The 21,597-nt window shown below is 40.1% G+C and carries 21 protein-coding genes; 8 read left to right on the top strand and 13 right to left on the bottom strand.

The annotated features are described in order from the left end of the window. Positions 1-63 precede the first annotated feature (63 nt). On the top strand, positions 64-846 hold the full coding sequence (locus AC3E9U_RS07590; protein WP_488746304.1) for a DUF3050 domain-containing protein: 783 nt from the start codon (positions 64-66) through the stop codon (positions 844-846). 42 nt (positions 847-888) lie between these two features. Here AC3E9U_RS07590 and AC3E9U_RS07595 read toward each other — a convergent pair whose 3' ends face one another. The 7 genes from AC3E9U_RS07595 to trmB all read right to left on the bottom strand — a co-directional run bounded on the left by AC3E9U_RS07595 (position 889) and on the right by trmB (position 5,673). After that, complete coding sequence (locus AC3E9U_RS07595) at positions 889-1,221, bottom strand: 2Fe-2S iron-sulfur cluster-binding family protein (protein ID WP_488746305.1); 333 nt, start codon at positions 1,219-1,221, stop codon at positions 889-891. Between the two features lie 6 nt (positions 1,222-1,227). Continuing rightward, the gene (locus AC3E9U_RS07600; protein ID WP_488746306.1) at positions 1,228-2,280 is read right to left on the bottom strand and encodes an NAD(P)/FAD-dependent oxidoreductase; all 1,053 of its coding nucleotides are present in this window, start codon (positions 2,278-2,280) and stop codon (positions 1,228-1,230) included. 171 nt (positions 2,281-2,451) lie between these two features. Then, positions 2,452-2,691, bottom strand: a complete 240-nt coding sequence (locus AC3E9U_RS07605) for a NifU family protein (protein ID WP_488746307.1) — start codon at positions 2,689-2,691, stop codon at positions 2,452-2,454. An 87-nt stretch (positions 2,692-2,778) separates the two neighbouring features. After that, a complete protein-coding gene (locus AC3E9U_RS07610; protein WP_488746308.1) occupies positions 2,779-3,906 on the bottom strand; it encodes an Mrp/NBP35 family ATP-binding protein in 1,128 nt (375 codons plus the stop codon). A gap of 122 nt (positions 3,907-4,028) precedes the next feature. After that, positions 4,029-4,367 carry an MGMT family protein gene (locus AC3E9U_RS07615; RefSeq protein WP_488746309.1) on the bottom strand — a complete coding sequence of 113 codons (339 nt, stop codon included), beginning with the start codon at positions 4,365-4,367 and terminating at the stop codon, positions 4,029-4,031. 2 nt (positions 4,368-4,369) lie between these two features. Further along, positions 4,370-4,999, bottom strand: a complete 630-nt coding sequence (locus AC3E9U_RS07620; protein WP_488746310.1) for a LysE family transporter — start codon at positions 4,997-4,999, stop codon at positions 4,370-4,372. Next, positions 4,999-5,673, bottom strand: coding sequence for a tRNA (guanosine(46)-N7)-methyltransferase TrmB (trmB, locus tag AC3E9U_RS07625; RefSeq protein ID WP_488746311.1), 675 nt, complete (start codon positions 5,671-5,673; stop codon positions 4,999-5,001). The genes AC3E9U_RS07620 and trmB overlap by 1 nt, the downstream gene beginning before the upstream one ends. A gap of 153 nt (positions 5,674-5,826) precedes the next feature. Here trmB and AC3E9U_RS07630 point away from each other — a divergent pair, with 153 nt between their 5' ends. After that, on the top strand, positions 5,827-6,879 hold the full coding sequence (locus AC3E9U_RS07630; protein WP_488746312.1) for a glycosyltransferase: 1,053 nt from the start codon (positions 5,827-5,829) through the stop codon (positions 6,877-6,879). On the opposite strand, the gene AC3E9U_RS07635 is transcribed toward AC3E9U_RS07630, so the two are convergent. Next, positions 6,862-7,905, bottom strand: coding sequence for a sensor histidine kinase (locus AC3E9U_RS07635; protein ID WP_488746313.1), 1,044 nt, complete (start codon positions 7,903-7,905; stop codon positions 6,862-6,864). The two genes, AC3E9U_RS07630 and AC3E9U_RS07635, sit on opposite strands and share 18 nt — an antisense overlap. After that, positions 7,906-8,589: a response regulator transcription factor gene (locus tag AC3E9U_RS07640; RefSeq protein WP_488746314.1), complete on the bottom strand. Its 684-nt coding sequence runs from the start codon at positions 8,587-8,589 to the stop codon at positions 7,906-7,908. Between the two features lie 194 nt (positions 8,590-8,783). Between AC3E9U_RS07640 and AC3E9U_RS07645 the strand changes: the two genes are divergently transcribed. From AC3E9U_RS07645 to AC3E9U_RS07665, 5 genes are all read left to right on the top strand, one after another. Then, complete coding sequence (locus AC3E9U_RS07645) at positions 8,784-11,573, top strand: TonB-dependent receptor (RefSeq protein WP_488746315.1); 2,790 nt, start codon at positions 8,784-8,786, stop codon at positions 11,571-11,573. Between the two features lie 213 nt (positions 11,574-11,786). After that, positions 11,787-12,974, top strand: a complete 1,188-nt coding sequence (locus tag AC3E9U_RS07650; protein ID WP_488746316.1) for a hypothetical protein — start codon at positions 11,787-11,789, stop codon at positions 12,972-12,974. Between the two features lie 104 nt (positions 12,975-13,078). Next, entirely contained in the window at positions 13,079-13,420 is a 342-nt protein-coding gene (locus AC3E9U_RS07655) for a T9SS type A sorting domain-containing protein (protein ID WP_488746317.1), read from the top strand. A 108-nt stretch (positions 13,421-13,528) separates the two neighbouring features. Beyond that, positions 13,529-15,445 (top strand): T9SS type A sorting domain-containing protein, encoded by a 1,917-nt coding sequence (locus AC3E9U_RS07660; RefSeq protein ID WP_488746318.1) that lies wholly within the window; start codon positions 13,529-13,531, stop codon positions 15,443-15,445. A gap of 68 nt (positions 15,446-15,513) precedes the next feature. Further along, entirely contained in the window at positions 15,514-16,494 is a 981-nt protein-coding gene (locus AC3E9U_RS07665) for a LuxE/PaaK family acyltransferase (RefSeq protein ID WP_488746319.1), read from the top strand. Positions 16,495-16,573: 79 nt separating this feature from the next. Here AC3E9U_RS07665 and tyrS read toward each other — a convergent pair whose 3' ends face one another. After that, complete coding sequence (gene tyrS / locus AC3E9U_RS07670) at positions 16,574-17,869, bottom strand: tyrosine--tRNA ligase (RefSeq protein WP_488746320.1); 1,296 nt, start codon at positions 17,867-17,869, stop codon at positions 16,574-16,576. 151 nt (positions 17,870-18,020) lie between these two features. Here tyrS and AC3E9U_RS07675 point away from each other — a divergent pair, with 151 nt between their 5' ends. Then, the gene (locus AC3E9U_RS07675) at positions 18,021-19,016 is read left to right on the top strand and encodes an NAD-dependent epimerase/dehydratase family protein (protein WP_488746321.1); all 996 of its coding nucleotides are present in this window, start codon (positions 18,021-18,023) and stop codon (positions 19,014-19,016) included. Here AC3E9U_RS07675 and AC3E9U_RS07680 read toward each other — a convergent pair. From AC3E9U_RS07680 to AC3E9U_RS07690, 3 genes are read right to left on the bottom strand one after another with little or no spacing between them, the layout of a single operon-like run. After that, positions 18,991-19,380 (bottom strand): DUF4296 domain-containing protein, encoded by a 390-nt coding sequence (locus AC3E9U_RS07680; RefSeq protein ID WP_488746322.1) that lies wholly within the window; start codon positions 19,378-19,380, stop codon positions 18,991-18,993. The genes AC3E9U_RS07675 and AC3E9U_RS07680 overlap by 26 nt on opposite strands. A 1-nt stretch (position 19,381) precedes the next feature. Further along, entirely contained in the window at positions 19,382-20,722 is a 1,341-nt protein-coding gene (locus tag AC3E9U_RS07685) for a dihydroorotase (protein ID WP_488746323.1), read from the bottom strand. 5 nt (positions 20,723-20,727) lie between these two features. Next, positions 20,728-21,450: a polyprenol monophosphomannose synthase gene (locus AC3E9U_RS07690; protein ID WP_488746324.1), complete on the bottom strand. Its 723-nt coding sequence runs from the start codon at positions 21,448-21,450 to the stop codon at positions 20,728-20,730. Positions 21,451-21,597 lie beyond the last annotated feature (147 nt).

Here is a 21,597-nt window from a genome sequence, read left to right on the forward strand (position 1 = left end):
CAATGTTAAAAGCTTCCCGGATTCGGGAAGCTTTTTTTAAATTTGTTGTTCAAACCTAATGCTATGAATATTCAGTTTATCAATAAGAATATCCAAACCCAAAGGAATATCTTATTAAACCATCCGCTTTATAAGCAAATTCAGAACGTAGACGACTTACGCCACTTCCTTGAAGGACACGTATATGCCGTTTGGGATTTCATGTCATTGCTAAAAGCCCTTCAGCAAAAGCTGACATGCACCACCACACCTTGGTTTGCTTCTCCTAATGCCGAAATGCGTTATCTGATCAATGAAATTGTTCTGGCTGAAGAGTCCGACATAAGTCTTGACGGAAAAAGGCAAAGTCATTTCGAGATGTATCTGGATGCAATGAAAGCCTGTGGCGCAAATACGAACACTGTCGATACATTTTTAGAAAGTGTCATCTCAATGCAGAATATTTTCGTATCGATTAAAATCAGTGATTTACATCCGAAGATCAAAGATTTCCTTGACTTTACATTTCAGGTAATTGAGCACGGAAAATCGCATGAAATTGCAGCCGCCTTTACTTTTGGAAGAGAAGATCTGATTCCCGATATGTTTTCTGAAATCCTGAAAAATTTCCAGGCCAATTTCCCGGAAACCGACTTGTCCAAACTGATTTATTATTTCGAAAGACATATCGAATTGGATGCGGACGACCACGGACCAATGGCGATGCAGATGATAACCGAACTTTGCGGAAATGACATCCAAAAATGGAAAGAAGTGGAAAGCATTTCCATTCAGGCACTGGAAAAACGCATTGGATTGTGGGACGCGATCGAAGAACACATTCACGAAACCCATTTGGCAGTATAAATAAAAAGTCCCGATCGATTCGGGACTTTTCTTTTTTATTTCTTACGATTCCGGAGCCAGTTCGACTTCCAATCCGTCGATGGCTTCCGTTATGTGGATCTGACAACCCAGCCTACTATTTTCTTTTACATTGAAGGCTTCCCAGAGCATCGCATCTTCGTCGGCCGATTTTTCCGGTAATTCCACATCGTTTAAAACGTAGCACTGGCAGGACGCACACATGGCCATTCCACCGCAGATTCCTATAGTACCTTCAGGAGCCAATTCATACGCACGAACCAATTCCATGATGTTCATGTTCATATCGGTTGGCGCCTGTACCTCATGAGATACTCCTTCTCGGTCAATAATTTTTATGGTAACGTCTTGTGACATATCAACTTAATCAATTGCTTTTACAACGGCTTTCTCTGCTTCTTTTCGGGTTCCGTCAAAACCGTCAACACCGGAAACTGTAGTATATTTTAACACGTATTTTTTACCCGGATTCAGTCTGTTGTAAACCGACTGACACATCAATGTGGCTTCATGGAAACCACACAGGATCAGTTTTAGTTTACCCGGATAAGTATTTACATCACCAATAGCATAAATTCCTTCTATATTGGTCTGATAATCCAAGGCATTGTTTACCACAATGGCATTTTTCTCAATTTCCAAGCCCCAATGAGCGATCGGACCTAATTTCGGAGTCAGTCCGAAAAGGGGAATGAAATAATCGGTTTTGAGATTACGGTGTGCCCCGTTTTCATCAATATCGATGGATTCTAAATGTTCCGACCCATTTAAGCCAACTACTTCCGCAGGTGTAATTAAATGGATTTTTCCGGCATGTTTTAGTTCCTGAACTTTTTCTACGGAATCCAAGGCCCCACGGAATTCATTTCTTCGGTGAATTAATGTAACTTCTTTAGCTACATCAGCAAGGAAAATACTCCAGTCTAAAGCGGAATCCCCTCCTCCTGCGATTACAATTCGCTTGTTACGGAATTTTTCCGGATCTTTTACAAAGTATTCTACTCCTTTATCTTCATAAAATTCTATATCTTCTATTAACGGCTTTCTCGGTTCAAAGCTTCCCAAACCACCGGCAATGGCAACGGCTTTGGCTTTGTGTTCCGTTCCCTTATTAGTGGTAACGATGAAGGAACCGTCTTCCAGTTTTTCGATTTTTTCGGCCACTTCTCCTAACGTAAATCCGGGTTGGAACTGTTTGATCTGCTCCATCAGATTGCTTACTAAATCGCCCGCTAATACGGAAGGAAATCCGGGAATGTCGAAAATTGGTTTTTTGGGATACAGCTCGGTCAATTGTCCACCCGGTTGTGGCAGACCATCGATAATATGGCATTTCAGTTTTAAAAGTCCGGCTTCAAAAACGGCAAAAAGCCCCGTAGGACCGGCACCGATGATTAATATATCAGTTTCAATCATTTTTTTTAAGTTTCAAAGTAACAAAGTTACAACGTTGTTAAATCAACAAACATGATTTATATCAGTTTTGCGTGAGGGATGGGAGTGGCATCCTTTTTTGGTGGCTGAGGCTCTCGAAGTCACCGAAAAAGATATAACGTACAGCCCGACCCCCGTGGTCACGCCCAAAAATCAGGCAATATTCACAACTGTTTCAATCTGTGGAGCATACTTCTTAATCGTAGTTTCCACCCCTGCTTTTAGGGTCATCTGGTTGATTTTACAGGAAATGCAAGCACCTTCCAAACGTACTTTTACGTGTTTCCCGTCTTCAATTTCCACCAAGGAGATATCCCCTCCATCGGAATTCAAAAACGGACGGATTTCAGCCAATGCTTTTTCTACGCTTGTTGTTAGTTCTTCTGTATTCATCTTTTCTAATTTGAAAATGAGATAACTTGAAAATGAGATAACCTGAAATCTAATTGCTGATTCAAATTATCTCATTCGCTCATTGATTTATTTTTTAACCGCAGAACAACCTGCCATTGTTGTAATTTTTATTGCTTCGGTTGGCGGAAGGCTGTCGTTTCTTTTTACGGTTTCCGACACCACGCTTCTTGCCAATTCTTCGAACGCTGCCTGTACAGCAGTCGCCGTTTGCAATGCCGCCGGACGACCGTAGTCTCCCGCTTCACGGATGCTCTGAACGATCGGCACTTCACCAAGGAAAGGTACATTCAAATCTTCTGCAAGGTTTTTAGCGCCTTCTTTCCCGAAGATGTAATATTTATTTTCCGGTAATTCTTCCGGAGTGAAATAAGCCATATTCTCAATGATTCCCAATACCGGCACATTGATGCTTTCGTTCTGGAACATCGCCACCCCTTTTTTAGCATCGGCCAAAGCCACAGCCTGAGGCGTACTCACCACAACCGCACCGGTAAGAGGCAACGACTGCATGATGGATAAATGGATATCTCCGGTTCCCGGTGGTAAATCAATCAACATGAAATCCAGTTCGCCCCAATCTGCATCAAAAACCATTTGGTTTAACGCTTTGGATGCCATAGGTCCTCTCCAGATCACCGCTTGGTCCGGGCTGGTAAAAAATCCGATGGAAAGCAATTCCACTCCGTAACTGGTAATCGGTTTCATTTTTGATTTACCGTCTACCTCAACGGAGATCGGTTTTGATTTTTCAACGTCGAACATGATCGGCATGGATGGTCCGTAAATATCGGCATCCAAAACTCCTACTTTGAAGCCCATGTTCGCTAAAGTCACCGCTAAATTGGCCGTGATGGTAGATTTTCCAACGCCTCCTTTTCCCGAAGAAACAGCGATGATATTACTGATACCCGGAATGGATTTTCCTTTGATTTCCGGTTTCTCGGGAGCTTCTACTTTGATGTTGACTTTAACTTTTGCTTTTTCGTAGATCTTTTCGTGGATTACTTTGATGATATCTACTTCAGTACGTTTTTTAATGTGTAGGGCCGGTGTGTGAAGTGTTACATCGACTACTACTTCGTCTCCGAAAGTGATTACATTTTGCACCGCGCCGCTTTCGACCATATTTTTTCCTTCTCCCGCAATGGAAATGGTTTCCAGTGCGCTAAGAATTTCTTTTCTGTCTAATTTCATATTATAATGAGAATACTTTAAATCTTTCTTTTTCAGCCTTTTATTAAGACTGATTTTAGATTGCAAAGATAACTTGAAAAGTTCAATAGAGAAAAGGCTAAACGCAAAAGTTTTGTGAATTTTTAAGATATTTTTTGAACTTCGGGCTGCCAGAAATGCTTTTCAAAATCAACGATCTGATTATCGACCACTTTGACGCCTTCGCTTTCCAGCAATTGCTGCATTAGATTGGTGCCATCGAAATGATGTTTTCCGGTAAGCACACCTTTTCTATTGACTACTCTGTGTGCAGGAATATCCTCTTTCAAATGGGATGCATTCATGGCCCAGCCTACCATTCTTGCGGAACGGGCCGCTCCCAAAGCTTTGGCAATCGCACCATAAGACGTAACTTTTCCGTAAGGGATCTGGCGGGCTACCGCATAAACTCTCTCAAAAAAATTATCGTTATCCGAAGCCATTTTTAACTGGTTAAAATTTTGAAAATGGTAAACAAGGAAATGATTCCGGTCACGGTTCCGATGATGTAGTTTCCGTTGGTCATCAGGAACGAAGGTTCATCAGCTTCTTTTCTCTTAAAAAATAAAATGTAGAGATAAAACATAAGAAAAGACCCTGAGACCGAACCCAAAACAAACAATGAGATATCCGATTGGTTAAAGAAAAACCATCCTTTTCGGGAACACCAGATACTTATCACAACATGGTACGGAATAGGCAGTAAATTGAGAAACGCCAGCAGCATGCCCAAAAAGAAACGACTGGTTTTGGTTCTCCTTCTACCATCTTCCTCTTTCCTTTTTTTCTTTTTGCCGGCCCAAAAAAAATAGACGGTCAATGCTAAAAAAATAAAAACCCCGACTTCCTGTAAAAGAACAACTATATCGGGATTTCTATCAATAAATTTTGCGAATAAAACAGCTATATACGTTTGAAAAAAAACCGTTACACAGGCACCCAAAGCGAAAATAACAGCCCGGTTTCTTCCGTCCAAAGCACTGACTTTTGCCGCCGTCATGTTAAGTAGTCCCGGAGGAGCCACACCAACTGACGCTGCGGTAAAACCGATTATTAGCGGCAAAAAATAATTCATTATTTGATTTTGAATTGGATGTAAGTAATCGGTTTATCCTGCTCCAAGTACTGGCTTTCGTAGAATGTCTGAATCGCCGTAACCACTTCAGGCGCTCCTTCGTTTTTATACACGTTATGATTCGCATAAATCACTTCATGTCCTTGTCCGTGCAACAAACCTAACGTATAACCGTGCATGAATTCACTGTCGGTTTTCAGATTCATCAGTCCGTCATGTTTTAAAATCTTCTTGTAGCGTTGCAAGAACTCGGAATTTGTCATTCTGTGTTTGGTGCGCTTGTATTTTATCTGAGGGTCCGGGAATGTGATCCAGATCTCATCCACTTCACCTTCTGCAAAACAATTCTCGATCAATTCAATCTGTGTCCGTAAAAAAGCCACATTATGCATGTCGTTATCTACTGCTGTTTTGGCTCCGCGCCAGAAGCGGGCTCCTTTAATATCGATACCGATAAAGTTTTTTTCGGGATAGCGATTTGCCAAACCAACGGAATATTCTCCTTTTCCACAACCCAATTCCAGAACCAGCGGATGGTCATTTTTGAAGAATTCCTTGTTCCACTTACCTCTCAACGGAAATGTTCCGTTAACCACCTCATCTCTTGTTGGCTGAAAAACGTTATCAAATGTAGCGTTTTCCTTAAATCTTTTTAACTTATTTTTACTTCCCACGACGTAATTTAAAATTTTGGTAAAATTAAGGAAATATACCGCAATAAAAATAGTTTTACTTTGCAGTATTATTTCGCGGCCAAAGATAAACAATCTTTTGAAAGAATTGGCTATTAAACAGTTAAGCGGATTTAGTTCTTCCACTTGAAAAAAATGAGTAAAAAAAGAATTTTAGTAGCGCCTTTAAATTGGGGTTTGGGTCATGCCACACGCTGTATTCCAATAGTTCACGCCTTGGAAAAAAACGGTTTTGAACCCATACTTGCTTCTGATGGCGTTGCCTTGGCGCTATTAAAAAAAGAATTCCCGCATCTCAGGGCCTTGGAACTTCCTTCCTATAAAATTCAGTATGCCCAAAACGGGACCAATTTCAAATGGAAACTGTTTCAGCAGATCCCTAATATGATGGAAGCGGTTCGTCATGAACGCAAAACAGTGGAGCAATGGATACAGCAATACGACATCCACGGCATCATCTCGGATAACCGTTTGGGGGTCCATTCTAAGAAAACGCCTTCGGTCTTCATTACGCATCAATTAAATGTCTTAACCGGAAACACTTCCTGGATTACAACAAAGATACATCAGCTTTTTATCCGAAAATTTGACAAGTGCTGGGTTCCTGATGTGGCTGAAAAACCAAATTTATCCGGAAAACTGGGGCATTTGAAAAGCACCAGCCTTGACCTGAAATACATTGGTCCGTTAAGCCGTTTTCAGAAAAAGGAATTTGAAGAAATATACGATCTGATGGTAATTTTATCGGGTCCGGAACCGCAACGTACTTTATTGGAAGAAAAACTGAAAGTGGAATTAAAAAATTACGACGGCACCATTCTTTTAGTCCGAGGTGTGGTGGAAGAAGAACAAAAAAGCAGCAAGCGTTTTAACATGACCTGCTACAACTACATGAATTCAGCCGAACTGGAAACCGCTTTCAATCAAAGTAAAATGGTACTGTCGCGTTCGGGTTATACGACCATTATGGATTTGGCAAAATTGGGCAAAAAAGCTTTCTTTATTCCGACGCCAGGACAGTATGAGCAGGAGTATTTGGCTAAAAAATTAAAAAAGAAAGGCATAGTTCCTTCATCAAAACAAAGTGATTTTAAAGCCGAACACTTGCTTCAGACCGATCTTTACCAAGGGATGAAAAACATTAGTTCCGAAGAACCAAACTGGGAAGAATTATTTAGCCTTTTCTAAGGTAAACGAAAATTCGGAGCCGAAACCGTATTTACTTTCGACATAAATTTTCTCGTTATGCGCTTCAATGATGTGTTTTACGATCGACAGACCCAATCCTGAACCACCTTCCGAACGCGCCCCGCTTTTATCCACGCGGAAAAAACGCTCAAACAATCGGGGTATGTTATGACTCTCGATTCCCTCTCCGTTATCCGTAACCCGCACGATGACTTTTTCATTGGTAAGATTTTCGATGCTGACTTCCGTTGTCCCTTTCTCCCTTCCGTATTTTACGGAATTTACGATCAGATTGGTTAATACCTGTTCGATTTTTTCCTGATCGGCACGGACATTAATAGGCTTGGTGTATTTCATGTCGAACATCAGCATGATGCTTTTCTGATCGGCTTTCATTTCCAACAGATCAAAAACATTCTGAACCACGTCCACGATATTGAATTTCGTATAATTGAGATTCTGGTCGCCGGTTTCCAGTTTGGAGATCATATCGAGGTCTTTTACGATATGAATCAGTCGTTCCACGCCTTTTTCGGCACGTTCCAGGTATTTCTTGCGGATGGATTTGTCGTTCATAGCTCCGTCCAACAATGTTGACAGATAGCCCTGAACGGTAAATAAAGGTGTTTTCAGCTCGTGAGAAACATTCCCCAGAAACTCTCTGCGGTATTCCTCACGAACTTTCAACATTTCAATTTCGATTTTTTTCTCTCTGGCAAATTTCTGCACATCAAGAGTCAAGGTCGCCATATCGGTAGTGATTGGCTGGCTTCTTAATGTAGTGGAATCCAAAAGGGATACGTCGTCGTAGATTTTCTTGACGCGTTTGTAGATGAATTTCTCAACGCGGAACTGCAGTACAAAAAAAGAAAAAAGGAAAATACCGATGGTAAATGCGGTCAAAAACGAGTAATTGATTTCAAGAAAAAAATACAGCAAAATAGCCAGCAATCCAGCTGCAAACAACGTGATATAGAAAGCAGATTTTACAGCAAATTTGTATGATTTCTTAAAACTGATGCTCATTTACAGTTCGAGCTTATAGCCTACTCCTTTAATGGTTTTAAACAAATCGTCTCCGATTTTTTCTCTTAATTTTCTGATGTGAACGTCGATGGTTCTTCCGCCCACGACCACTTCATTGCCCCAAACCTTATCCAGAATCTCTTCTCTTTTGAATACTTTTCCGGGTTTAGTTGCTAACAGATAGAACAACTCAAATTCCTTTCTTGGGAGTATGATTTCCTGTTCACCGTTGATAACCTTGTATTCTTCACGATTGATTACAATTTCACCAACACGGATCACATCGCTCTTCGCTTCCTCCTCTTTAAGTCGGCGTAACAAAGCCTTTACTTTACTAACCAGCAATTTCGGTTTGATCGGTTTGGCTATATAATCATCGGCGCCGGCGTCAAAACCTGCCACCTGTGAATAATCCTCGCTTCGTGCCGTTAAAAAGGTAATAATAACATCGGTTAATTCGGGAATTTTACGAATGTTCTCGCAGGCTTCCATCCCATCCATTTCCGGCATCATCACATCCATGATGATAAGCTGTGGAAGTTCTTTTTTCGCTTTTACAATGGCTTCTTTACCATTGTTTGCCGTTACTACCTGATATCCTTCCTGCGTTAAGTTATACCCAACGATTTCCAAAATATCCGGTTCATCATCAACCAGCAAAATTTTAATGTCTTTCTTTTTCATAATTGACACTCTAGTGTGTTTTCGGGTTGTAAAGGTAAAGATAATACAAAACGCTTTATGTTGTATTTCCTGACTTAACGATTATTTAATGTGGTAACAATTTGATAATAGAATGCGAACAAAAGCATAACAACCCTATAACTTCAAATTAACGCAGCAGGAGTTCCTTTGCCGAAAAATTAAACAACACGAAAATGAAACTTAACTTTTTAGTAACCGCCCTTTTATTTACAGTTTTTGCTTTTGCACAAAAAGGAACGGTTACAGGGCGCATTACGGATAAGGATATGAATAATGAAGCGCTTCCTTTTGCTACCGTAATGATCAAAGGAACAACCAATGGGGTGAACACCGACGAACAGGGTAACTATTCGATTTCGGTTTCAGAAGGTAGTCATATCTTAATGATTTCCTTCTTAGGGTATGAAAGTGTGGAAATTCCGTTTACAATCAAAAAAGACGAGACCAAAACCGTAAATCAGGCACTTGGTTCAAAAGGCGTAGAACTTCAGGATGTCGTTATTAAGGTAGACCAGAACCGCGAAAAAGAAACGGCACTTTTGGTGGAGCAGAAAAAAGCGGTTGAAATCAAGCAATCTATCGGTGCCCAGGAACTTTCCAGAAAAGGAGTGAGCGACGTTGAAGAAGGACTTACTAAAATGACGGGAATTTCAAAAGTGGGATCAAGAGGTCTGTTTGTCCGCGGATTGGAAGACCGATATAATAATTTACTGATCAACAATTTAGCGGTTCCTTCGAACAATCCGTTTAAAAAGATTGTTCCTTTGGATTTGATTCCAACCGATGTGGTTAGTGTGATTGAAACGTACAAAACTTTCAATCCTAATATTTATGGTGATTTTGCTGGTGCGACTTTCAATATCGTTACTTCCAAAACCAACACGAGTATTTCAAAAATATCGTTTGGAGCCGGTTTTGTGACCCAAAACAATCTGAACAATTTTTACATCACCAGCGATGCCGACAATTCCAAAGGATTTTTCGGTTTAACCGGAAATGACCGAGCTTTACCTTCGGAATTCAATGATACGCCTTATCCGCCGGTGACGCTTAACCGTCAGGATGCCGTGGACGCTTTCAAAACCGGATTCGATATCAAAAAAACCAAATCTCCCCTAAACACCAGTGTCGGAATTTTGCACGCAGAGAAATTCAACCTGAAAAACAGCGATAAGATAAGCTATCTGATTTCCTTGAATTTTGACAATGCGTTCCAATCCAGAAAAGGAAGCGACAGAACTTTGAATCCCGGTAACTTAATCCAGTATTCGAATAACTTCACCACTACAACCTACAATTACAAGACAAATTTCTCTTCGATTTTAGGATTGAATTATGCTTCGGAACGACTTAATTTATCGACTAATGTATTGTATCTTAAAACTTCTGAGAATTTGATTCAGGATCAGTTAGGATACCAGAATGCACAAACTGATGTTACCAACTACCTGATCCGTACCAATCAATTGGATGAAACTAACTATTTAAACGGACAGCTTTTCGGGGATTATGCACTTACATCAGACAAAAAACATTTGGTAAAAATGGGCGTTTCTTTAGCTAAAACAACTTACGGTCAGCCCGACAGAAATTCATACACCGGAAAACAGCTTGCGGAAGACGATGTATTAGTGAGTTACGGAGGAAACAACTTCCTTAGACAATATCTGGATGTTAAAAACGATGTATTCAGTTCGGCTTTCCTTGAATACAACTTTAAATTCGGAAAAGATCATAAACTATCTGTAGGATACAACGGAAACAGCAATGGAACCGTTTCCTCTTACCGATTCATCCAAACTATCAAAAACTTCAACACCAGCAGTATTTTCAATCTGAATCCGTTTACCGCTAACGCGCAGATCAAAAACGACTTATTGGATTTTGAAATCTCTTACCAGGAATCAAGTAATGCCAACTGGAAAGCAAAACTGAACGAGTTCAGCAATGCAGGATATGCTAATTTGTTTTACAAGTTTTCCGAAAAATTCGATGTAAACGCAGGGGTAAGAGCTGAAAACTATGACAGAACCACTAAGTACAAGAATATCGGTGCTTTCGATCAGCCTTACACTACCGTAAATAAAAACAAATTATATGTACTGCCTTCATTAAATGCGAAATATGCAATCAATGAGAACACAAATATCCGATTGGCAGCATCGCAGACGTATTCCAAACCGGTTATCATGGAATCTTATCCGTTACAGATCGTAAATCCGGACAACACCGTTTTCCAGGGAAATCCATACTTGGTTAACAGTGACAACACTAACGTGGATTTGAAATTCGAGATGTTCCCTACATCTAAGGAAATGTTTGCTGTCGGTTTATTTGGAAAAAACATCAAAAATCCGATCGAGCGTTCTTATTTAGCAAGTCCGGGATCGACCATCGTTACGTTCCTGAATTCTGAAAACGCAAAACTATATGGTCTTGAAGCCGAATTCATTTTAGACCTTGGAAGAGCCTCCTCTGCACTTACCGATTTATCATGGGGATTCAATACGTCCTTAATGCAAACCAAAGTAACGGTTCCGGATGTGGTAACAGGACCAAACGGAAATACGTCGCCAAGTATCGAAACACATAAAGACCGTGAATTACAAGGTGCTTCAAAATGGTTGATCAATTCCGATTTGAAATACCAGTTCAATATGAACAGCACCTGGACCAATACGGTTTCTGTTGTGTATTCCGTTTTCGGAAAACGAATTTACAGTGTGGGAACAGCGGGACTGGATCATATTTATGAACTTCCGGTAAGCCGATTGGATCTTGTCCTGAACAGTAAATTATCCAAACATTTCGATTTAAAATTATCTGCGGACAATATTTTAAATCCGGATACGAAATTTGAGTTAGGTAAGGAAAATGTTAACACCTTCAACGAAAGCTCTTACATCATGAGAAATTACAAAAAAGGAGTAGGATTCTCATTTAATTTAGGATATACCTTTTAAACATAAGGGATACGAAGAAGAACAAATAAAAAGCAGCGGACTCCGTTGCTTTTTTTGATTACAATTACCTAATGCTGATAACTTTTACTTTACCTAAAGTTGAAATTCCTTTAATGATAAGTTGATATTTAGTTAACTGGTTCTTCCTGAATTTAAAACACCTTTGTATCAACGAATTAAACGAAAAACAACAAGAAACAAAAAACAAAAACAATGAAAAAATTAGTATTAAGCTTAGCTATTTTAGGTACACTTTTTACAGGTTGTTCAAAAGATGACGAAGAAACCAATACACCTGTAACACCGGTAGTAGGCGAAATCAGCGGAAACATTACAACCAGTACTTCTTACGCTTACGGAAATTATACTTTAAAAGGAATTGTAAGAGTGAAATCGGGTGCAACTTTGACAATCGCTGCAGGAAGTACAGTAACATGTGATAAAATCAACGGTGATAACGCTTTAGTGGTTGAAAACGGTGGAAAATTAATCATCAACGGTTCAGAATCTTCTCCGGTTGTTTTCACAGAAGTTTCTAAAGTTCCGGGATCTTGGGGTGGAATCATTATGTATGGTGATGCACCTGTAAAAGTTTTAGGCGGTGGAAACACTTCGATCTCAGAAGACGGAATGTCATTGAACTACGGAGGAAGCAATCCTGCACACAACGGAGGTTCTTTAAAATATGTACGTGTAGAATATGCCGGTAAAAAATTAGCGGACGGAACAAAAGAATTAAACGGATTCTCTTTCTATTCAGTAGGTTCAGGAACTACTCTTGATCACTTGGTATCTTATATGGGCGCGGATGACGGTTTCGAATTTTACGGAGGAACTGTAAGTTTAACAAATGCTATTTCTTACGGTAACTATGATGATTCATTTGACTGGCAAGACGGATGGCAAGGTCAGAACAACACGAACTGGTATGCTTACCAAACAAACAAAGGAAACTTTGGTATTGAAATCGAAGCTTCTGCAAACAACAATGATTTCTATCCTAAATTCACTAACGTAACTTTAAAAAGAGCAGCAGGATGTACTCCTGAAGTTGCAGGGGACGTACAGATTGATGCAATTCAGTTCAAAAAAGAAGGTAACGGAGACTTTACAAATGTTGTTATCGACGGATACGGAAACTACACTGAAGGAGGTACTACTTACCAAGGTGCTGCTGTTAAAATTCAGGACGCCACTACTAATAATAATCAGGTAAATGGCTCTAAAATTAAATTGACAGGTGTTAAAATCACTAACACATCTCAAAATGTTGCGGGTGCTACACCATCCATTACAGTAACTTTCCCAGCTGGAAAATTCACCACTAACACCACTGCTACAGGGGCTTCTTTACAAGCGGGTACATGGTCTACGGTTAGCGGAATTAACTTAATTCAATAAGTTATAACTTGTAATTACTGCCAAAAACGCTCTTTTTTACAAAGAGCGTTTTTTTGGCATGTATTTTGAAAATATTTTTATATCTTTACACAATATTAGTTCACATGAAGAGAAATTACTTTTATATTATTCTTATTTCGGCCTTCTTATTTTCCGCGAGCGCAATGGCTCAGGAGGGTAAGGCCGCACCTGTGAACAAAACCCAAGAAAACACTATTGAAGGATTAAGCATTTACCCCAACCCAACCAGCGGGGATAAAATTTACATCGTATCTAAATTGGCGCTTGACAAGGAGGTAGAGATATTCGATGTGCTTGGAAAAAGAATCCTTCAGACCACACTTAGTTCTAGGGAACTAAACATAGGCAACCTAAATGCCGGCGTTTACATTATCAAAATAAGAGAAGGCGAAGCTACAGCTACAAGAAAGCTGATAGTGAAATAATTACGTTTCGGCTGTTCATTAGTATTTTACCTTAATTTTACGTTGAAAAGTTTTACATTCTGTAAATACTTGTTATATTTGTCGTCCAATTTTTAATTTCAATCAAAAATGAAACAAATTTACGCTTTATTGTTAACATTGATGGTTAGCACACTTTCGTTCGGACAGGTAAACTATCTTAACGATAGCTTTAACTATACTGACAATTCATTATTAACCAGCAACGGATGGACCGCGCATAGCGGTGGAGGAACCAATGCAATTGACGTTGGCGCATCCAATGGCTTAACTTATGCCGGTTACAACAGCGGCGCTGGGAGCATCACAGGAGCTACCGCCGGAAATGCCGCTAAAGTAGACAATACCGGAGAAGATGTAAATAAAGCACTTACTACTGTTCCAGGTGCCGGAAGTGATATTTATGTGTCTTTTTTACTTAATGTTACTGATGCAACCACTGGATTTTTCATGCACCTTTCACCAAGCAACGCATCAAACCAAGCTGCCAGAGTGTATGTAAGGCCGTCCGCGACAAACCCAACCACCAGTTTCAATATTGGTCTTTCGAACACTACCACTACAACATCTGCATTTGGTACAACCGAATTAAGTCTAAACACCACCTACCTGGTTATTGTCAAATACAACAATTCCACTACGGGAGCAGGCAGCCTTTGGATAAAATCAAGCGGAATTCCTGCTAACGAAGCGGCTGCCGGAGCACCGGAAGCAACTGCAACCGGAAGCGGACAAGCAAATATTGACCGTATTTGTTTAAGACAATTTGCTTCAACTCAAAATGAAACCATTGACGCTTTATATGTTTCTTCAACTTGGATGGGTACAACGCCATGCAGCCTTACTTTAGGAACAGAAACAGCTGCTTGTAATGCTGTAACTACGGGAATCGACACTTACAACATAACAATTCCTTTTACGGGCGGAAACTCGGGAACATACAACCTGTCCACCAACGCCGGTACAATCGGAGGCGATAATCCTTCAGCAATGGCAAGTGGTAACATCACTATTTCAAATGTAACGGAAGGAACAAATGTAACCCTAACTATTACAGGAACTTGTGGATTAAGCAAATTCATCCCTGCCACACAATGTAAACCAGTAAACACTTTACCATATAACGAGCCATTCAACTACACTGCAGGAACGGCTTTAGGAGCAACACAAATGTGGACAACAGACAACACAGGTGATGACATTGTCGCAGTTTCAGGCAACTTATCTTATACCGGAATCACAGCTACAGGGAACTCTATTAATTTTGTTGGGGGTGGAGCTGAAGCGAGAACGCCGTTCACACCAACAACTTCAGGAACAATATTCGCATCCTTTATTATCAATATCTCGGACATTTCGAATATTGTAAATGATCTGACAGACCTAACTTATTTTGCGGTATTCAACGATAATGGCAGCGGAAGTACTCCTGCCAGAATATGGCTGAGAAGAAACGGAACACAATTCCAATACGGTTTATCAACAACAACCAACAGTGCTAACATTGTTTGGTCTTCCAACTTGTACAATCCTGGAACGACTCAGTATTTATCACTTGGATACAACTTTGCAAACAGCTTGTTAACTTTAAATGAAAACCCTGCAATCGGAGGTAGTTCAGCCCCTTCAGTTTCAGTTACTTTAACATCCGGCCCAAGTTCAATTGGAGGATTTATGTTCCGTCAGGATTCAGCAAACACAACTCCAACCATCAATATCGATGAGTTAAGAATTGCTACGACTCCAAACTTTACTTTGTCAACAGCAAGTTTTAACAATATTTCAGGATTGAATGTTTACCCTAACCCTGCTACCGACTATTTACACATCACTACAGCAGCAAACGGCGTTAAAACCATTGCTATTTATGATGTAGTTGGAAAACAGGTATTAAACACAACAACTTCAAACGAAGTAATCAACGTTTCCTCATTAAACGCTGGTATCTATATGGTTAAAATTACTGAAGAAGGAAAAACAGCTAACAGAAAGCTAGTTATCAAATAATTCTTTTTCACCTTATAAAGAAAGCATCAACGAAAGTTGGTGCTTTTTTATTTTTGTACATTTGCCCTATGTTTTCAACGTCCGACATTTTTCACATCGCTTCCAAAAAAGAGTTTGAGAAAATCACGCTCAAGGTATTCCGTTATCAGTACGATAACAATCCGGTATACCAAAATTTCTGCAAGCTGCTGAAGAAGGACAAAACAAACGTAAAATCACTAAAAGAAATTCCGTTTTTACCCATACAGTTTTTCAAAACGCACGAAATCTTAAGTTCCACCGAACCGGTTCAAACCACATTTACCAGCAGCGGCACAACCGGAATGACCACAAGCCGTCATATGGTGACCGATTTGAATTTTTATGAAGAAAGTTTCCGACTGGGGTTTTCCCAATTTTACGGAAACATTGAAGACTACGTGGTTTTAGCATTACTCCCTTCTTATTTAGAACGCGAAGGTTCCTCTTTGATTTATATGGTGGAAGATCTGATCGAACGCTCCAACCAACCGGAAAGCGGCTTTTATCTAAACAATTACGATGAACTGATTGAGAAATTAACCGAATTGGACAACGCGGGACAAAACGTTTTATTGATCGGTGTCACCTATGCTTTATTGGATTTGATCGAGAAGCAAAACTTTCAGCTAAAGAACACCATCATCATGGAAACCGGCGGCATGAAAGGAAAACGCAAAGAAATCATCCGAGAAGAATTGCACGAAATCCTGTGTAATGGTTTTGGTGTTTCCAAAATCCATTCGGAATATGGCATGACAGAATTATTGTCGCAAGCCTATTCGTTAGGCGATGGTATTTTCGAATGTCCGCCCTGGATGGAAGTTCTCATTCGCGATACCGAAGATGCTCTTTCTTACATAGCTGAAGGCAAAACCGGCGGTATCAACGTAATTGATCTGGCCAATATCAACTCCTGTTCGTTCATCGCTACTCAGGATCTGGGCAAAAAATATCCCAACCATTCCTTCGAAGTATTGGGACGTTTTGACAATTCCGATATCCGTGGCTGTAACCTGATGGTTATCTAATCCGATTCACTGATCACAAACATCTGGACATAAAAAAACCTGCAGAAGAACTGCAGGCTTAACTTATATTTTAAATTGATTATCTGACTTTAATCACATAATAATTTTTCTTACCTTTTTGCAATAACAGGAATTTTTCATTGATAAGATCGCTTACTGAAATCATATAATCCTCAGTCACCTTCTCTTTATTCAAAGAAACCGCATTTTGCTTCAATTCCCTTCTTGCGTCGCTGTTGGAAGCAAGGAATCCGGTCTTGGCAGCAAGAGCAGCGATCATATCCATCCCCGCTTCAACATCAGCCATCGTTACTTCCGCATGAGGCACTCCTTCAAAAACCTCTAAAAACGTTTTTTCATCCAATTTTTTCAGGTCGTCCATACTCGGACTGAAAAATGCCGCCGAAGCCTCAATTGCCTTTTCAAGCTCTTCTTTACCATGAACGAATTTAGTCACCTCTTCTGCTAAACGTTTTTGCAATACACGCACGTGCGGGGCCTCGTGATGTTCAGCAATCAGTTTTTCGATTTCCTCCTGACCGATAAACGTAAAAATTTTGATGTATTTTTCCGCATCAACATCTGTAGTATTCAACCAGAACTGGTAAAATTTGTATGGCGACGTTTTATCAGCATCCAACCACACATTTCCACCTTCAGACTTACCAAATTTAGAACCGTCAGCTTTTGTGATCAGCGGACAGGTCATCGCATAAGCCTTCGCTCCTTCCCCACCAATTCTTCGGATCAACTCCGTTCCCGTAGTGATATTGCCCCACTGATCCGAACCACCCATCTGCAACAGACAGTTGTTTGCTTTATATAAATGGTAAAAATCGTAACCCTGAATCAACTGGTAGGTAAACTCCGTAAACGACATTCCTTCTCCAACCTCTCCACTCAGACGTTTTTTAACCGAGTCTTTCGACATCATGTAATTCACGGTAATGCGTTTTCCCACATCACGTGCAAAATTGATAAACGAAAAATCCTTCATCCAGTCGTAGTTATTCACTAAAACAGGCGCATTGGCATCAGTAGAACTAAAATCTAAAAAACGGGACAATACATTTTTAATCCCAGCTACGTTTTTATCTAAGGTAGCCTCATCCAATAAATTACGCTCATCTGATTTTCCCGACGGATCACCAATCATTCCGGTTGCACCTCCTACCAAAGCAAAAGGTTTGTGCCCGAAATTTTTCAGGTGTACCAATAAGATAATCGGCACCAAACTTCCGATGTGTAATGAATCTGATGTAGGATCAAATCCGATATATGCTGCGGTAGATTCTTTTGTCAATTGCTCTTCTGTTCCCGGCATAATGTCGTGAACCAATCCTCTCCAACGTAATTCTTCTACTATATTTCTCATTTTTAAAAAACGGTTTACTTTCGTTTACAACCTTTTTGGCCGTACGTCCGCAAAGATAAAACTTATTATGAATTCGCGGATTTGGTTACCCTCTTATTTAAGTCCCAAATTCGTAATTTGTCAATCGCAATTAAATTAGTATTTTCGCTATATGATATTAGTCACCGGCGGCACAGGATTAGTAGGCGCTCATCTCCTACTTCAGCTACTTCAGGAAAATGATGCGGTTCGGGCCATCTACCGTAATCCGGCTTCCATTGCAAAAACAAAAAATCTTTTCGAAATCGAGAATAAGACAGATCTGTTTGAAAAAATCGAATGGGTTCAGGCGGATATCACCGACATTCCAGCTCTGGAAAAAGCTTTTGAAAATATCGGATATGTTTACCATTGTGCGGCACTGATTTCATTTGATGCAAAAGATGAAGACCAACTGCGAAAAATCAACATTGAAGGAACAGCCAATATTGTTAACTGCTGCATTGATTTCGACGTAAAAAAACTGTGCCATGTCAGTTCCATAGCGGCTTTGGGCGATGTACGAGAAGGTGAAAATATCATAACCGAAGAAACCGAGTGGAATCCGGAAAAAAATCACGGTGATTATGCGCTTACGAAATTCGGAGCCGAAACGGAAGTCTGGAGAGGTTCTCAGGAAGGACTTGAGGTAGTGGTTGTAAATCCGGGTGTGATTTTCGGCAAAGGATTTGGCGATGCGGGAAGCGGTCAGTTGCTGCAAAAAATCCAAAACGGATTTCCTTTTTACACCAAAGGCTCAACCGGAATCACCTGCGTGGAAGATGTCACAAAAATCATGATGCAGTTGATGAAAGCCAACATCAGCGGAGAGCGTTTTACGATCGTATCCGAAAACATTATGCTGCAGAACCTGTTAAACAATCTTGCTGATACGATGCAGAAAAAAAGGCCTTACATTTACGCAAGACCTTATATGACTTCTATTTACTGGCGACTGGACTGGCTGCTTTCCAAACTCTTGAATAAAAAGAGAACGTTTACGAAAGCCACTGCCAAATCATCCCATTCCACCGAAATTTACGATAATTCCAAAGTTATCAATCAGCTGAAACATTCCTTCCAACCGATGGAACACTGCCTGACTACTGTATGCCGGGCGTATAAGTAGGTTTTAATTCCTTTCCGGTTTCTTTCACTGACTGTACGTTAAGTGCTTTTTTACTTGCTTCAATTTTTTCAGCCACTTTCTTGAATAATTTCTGATAATGGTGCGGATCCGAAGCGTAATAACGATTGCTCTTTGCAAACGTCAAGCTGTCGATATTATATTTCTTATAAATGATCTCGTTCACCTTTATGCTTTTTTGGGCGAATTCCGTCGAATTTAAATTCTCGGCCGACTGAAGTACGCTGATATCATACAAGATATCAACCATAACATCCTCACTCAGGAGATTATCCGGTTTCTCCACTGCTTTATCAGTACAACTGAAAACAGCAAGGCAAGCAAACAAAAATAGCAGTCTTTTCATATTACCTGTCAAATAATAAACGCTGACCAAAACATCCTTCTTTCACTTTAGCATTCGAATACACTAATTGTCCATTAACGAAAGTATGTGAGATTCGCGATTTGAAATTCGTCCCTTCAAACGGAGACCAACCACATTTATATAAAATATTGTCTTTATTTACATTCCAAGGCAGAGCGGTATTCACGATCGCTAAATCCGCGTAATACCCTTCACGGATGAAACCTCTTTTTTCTATTTTAAAAATTTTGGCCGGGTTGTGCGCCATTTTCTCCACAATTTTCTCCACCGAAATTTTCCCCTGCAAATACGCTTCAAACATAGCCACGACAGCATGCTGTACTAAAGGCCCGCCTGAAGGAGCAGTGGTATAAGGATTTTGTTTTTCTTCCCAGGTGTGAGGCGCGTGATCGGTTGCGATTACATCGATTCGGTCATCCAGCAAAGCTTTCCAAAGTCCGTCTTTATCCGCTTGTGTTTTTACCGCAGGATTCCATTTGATCAAAGTCCCTTTAGTATCGTAATCCGCGTCGGTAAACCATAAATGGTGTACGCAAACTTCTGCGGTAATTTTTTTCTCCTCTAACGGAATTTTATTACTAAACAATTCGGTTTCTTTGGCTGTGGAAACATGGAAAATATGCAGGCGTGCTCCTGTTTTCTTAGCAAGTTCAATAGCTTTCGAAGACGATAGATAACAGGCTTCTTCGCTTCGGATCAAGTGATGAAACTTCATTGGAATATCATCGCCGTATTCCGCTTTATATTTTTCTAAATTCGCTTTTATAGTAGCTTCGTCTTCACAATGTACCGCGATCAGCATCGGCGTGCTTGAAAAAATCCTTTCCAATACCTCTTCATTATCCACCAGCATGTTTCCGGTTGACGAACCTAAGAACAGTTTAATTCCGGCTACATTTCTCGGATTGGTTTTTAAAACTTCTTCCAGATTATCATTGGTCCCGCCCATCATAAATGAGTAATTGGCATAGGAAGTATGAGATGCGATTTCGTATTTCTGCTCGAGCAATTCCTGGGTAACCGCATTCGGAACCGTATTGGGCTGCTCGATAAACGAGGTAATCCCTCCGGCAACCGCAGCACGCGATTCGGAAGCGATGTTTCCTTTATGGGTCAGTCCCGGTTCACGGAAATGCACCTGATCATCGATAGCGCCCGGAATCAGAAAATTCCCCTCGGCATCAATCACATGGTCAATTCCCGGCTTATTACTGATATCCGTGCCAATTTCTTTAATGAATTCACCTTCAATAAGCACATCGCCTTCAAAAATTACTCCTTCATTTACAATCTTTGCGTTTTTAATTAATGTAGAATTCATGCTTTTTATAATCTGTTGAATATTTTTCTGATTCGTAAGGAAATCACACCAAAAATCGCTTCTTTGATGATGGCATTACTCATTTTGGATTGTCCTTTGGTCCGGTCGGTAAAAATAATAGGCACTTCCACAATTTTAAATTTGTTGACGAAGGTCCTGTATTTCATTTCAATCTGGAAGGCGTATCCGATAAATTTTATTTTATCGAGATTGATTGTTTCCAGTACATTTCTGCGGTAGCAAACAAATCCGGCTGTCGCATCGTGAATTCGCATTCCCATTATAAAATCAACATACATCGATGCGAAATAGGACATCAACACACGGTTAAGAGGCCAATTAACAACATTTACACCCGTCACATATCGTGAACCTATGGCCAAATCGGCACCATTAATGCAGGCCTGATAAAGACGCTCCAGGTCTTTTGGGTTATGTGAAAAGTCGGCATCCATCTCAAAAATATAATCGAAACCTCTTTCCAAAGCCCATTTGAATCCATGAACATACGCGGTCCCTAAACCGGCTTTTTTCAATCGTTTCTCAATGTGAAGACGCTCGGAAAATTCAGCCTGAAGTTCTTCCACTCTTGCAGCGGTACCATCGGGTGAATTATCATCCACGATTAAAACATGAAAAGGTGTAGCTAAAGAAAATACGGCGCGGATAATGGCTTCAATATTTTCGATTTCGTTATAAGTAGGTATAATGACTACGCCTTTGTTCATTTTTTAATTCAAATTTACGTGCAAAAATACATTATTTATAACTCGCTTTTCATAATAAAATTATAATAAATTTTCGCAATCTGTCAGAAAACTGACTTCTTTCGACAAAATGCGCAACCCTACCTGTTCATTAACAACGGGCCAAAT

It is taken from the genome of Flavobacterium sp. 21.1, assembly GCF_057801535.1.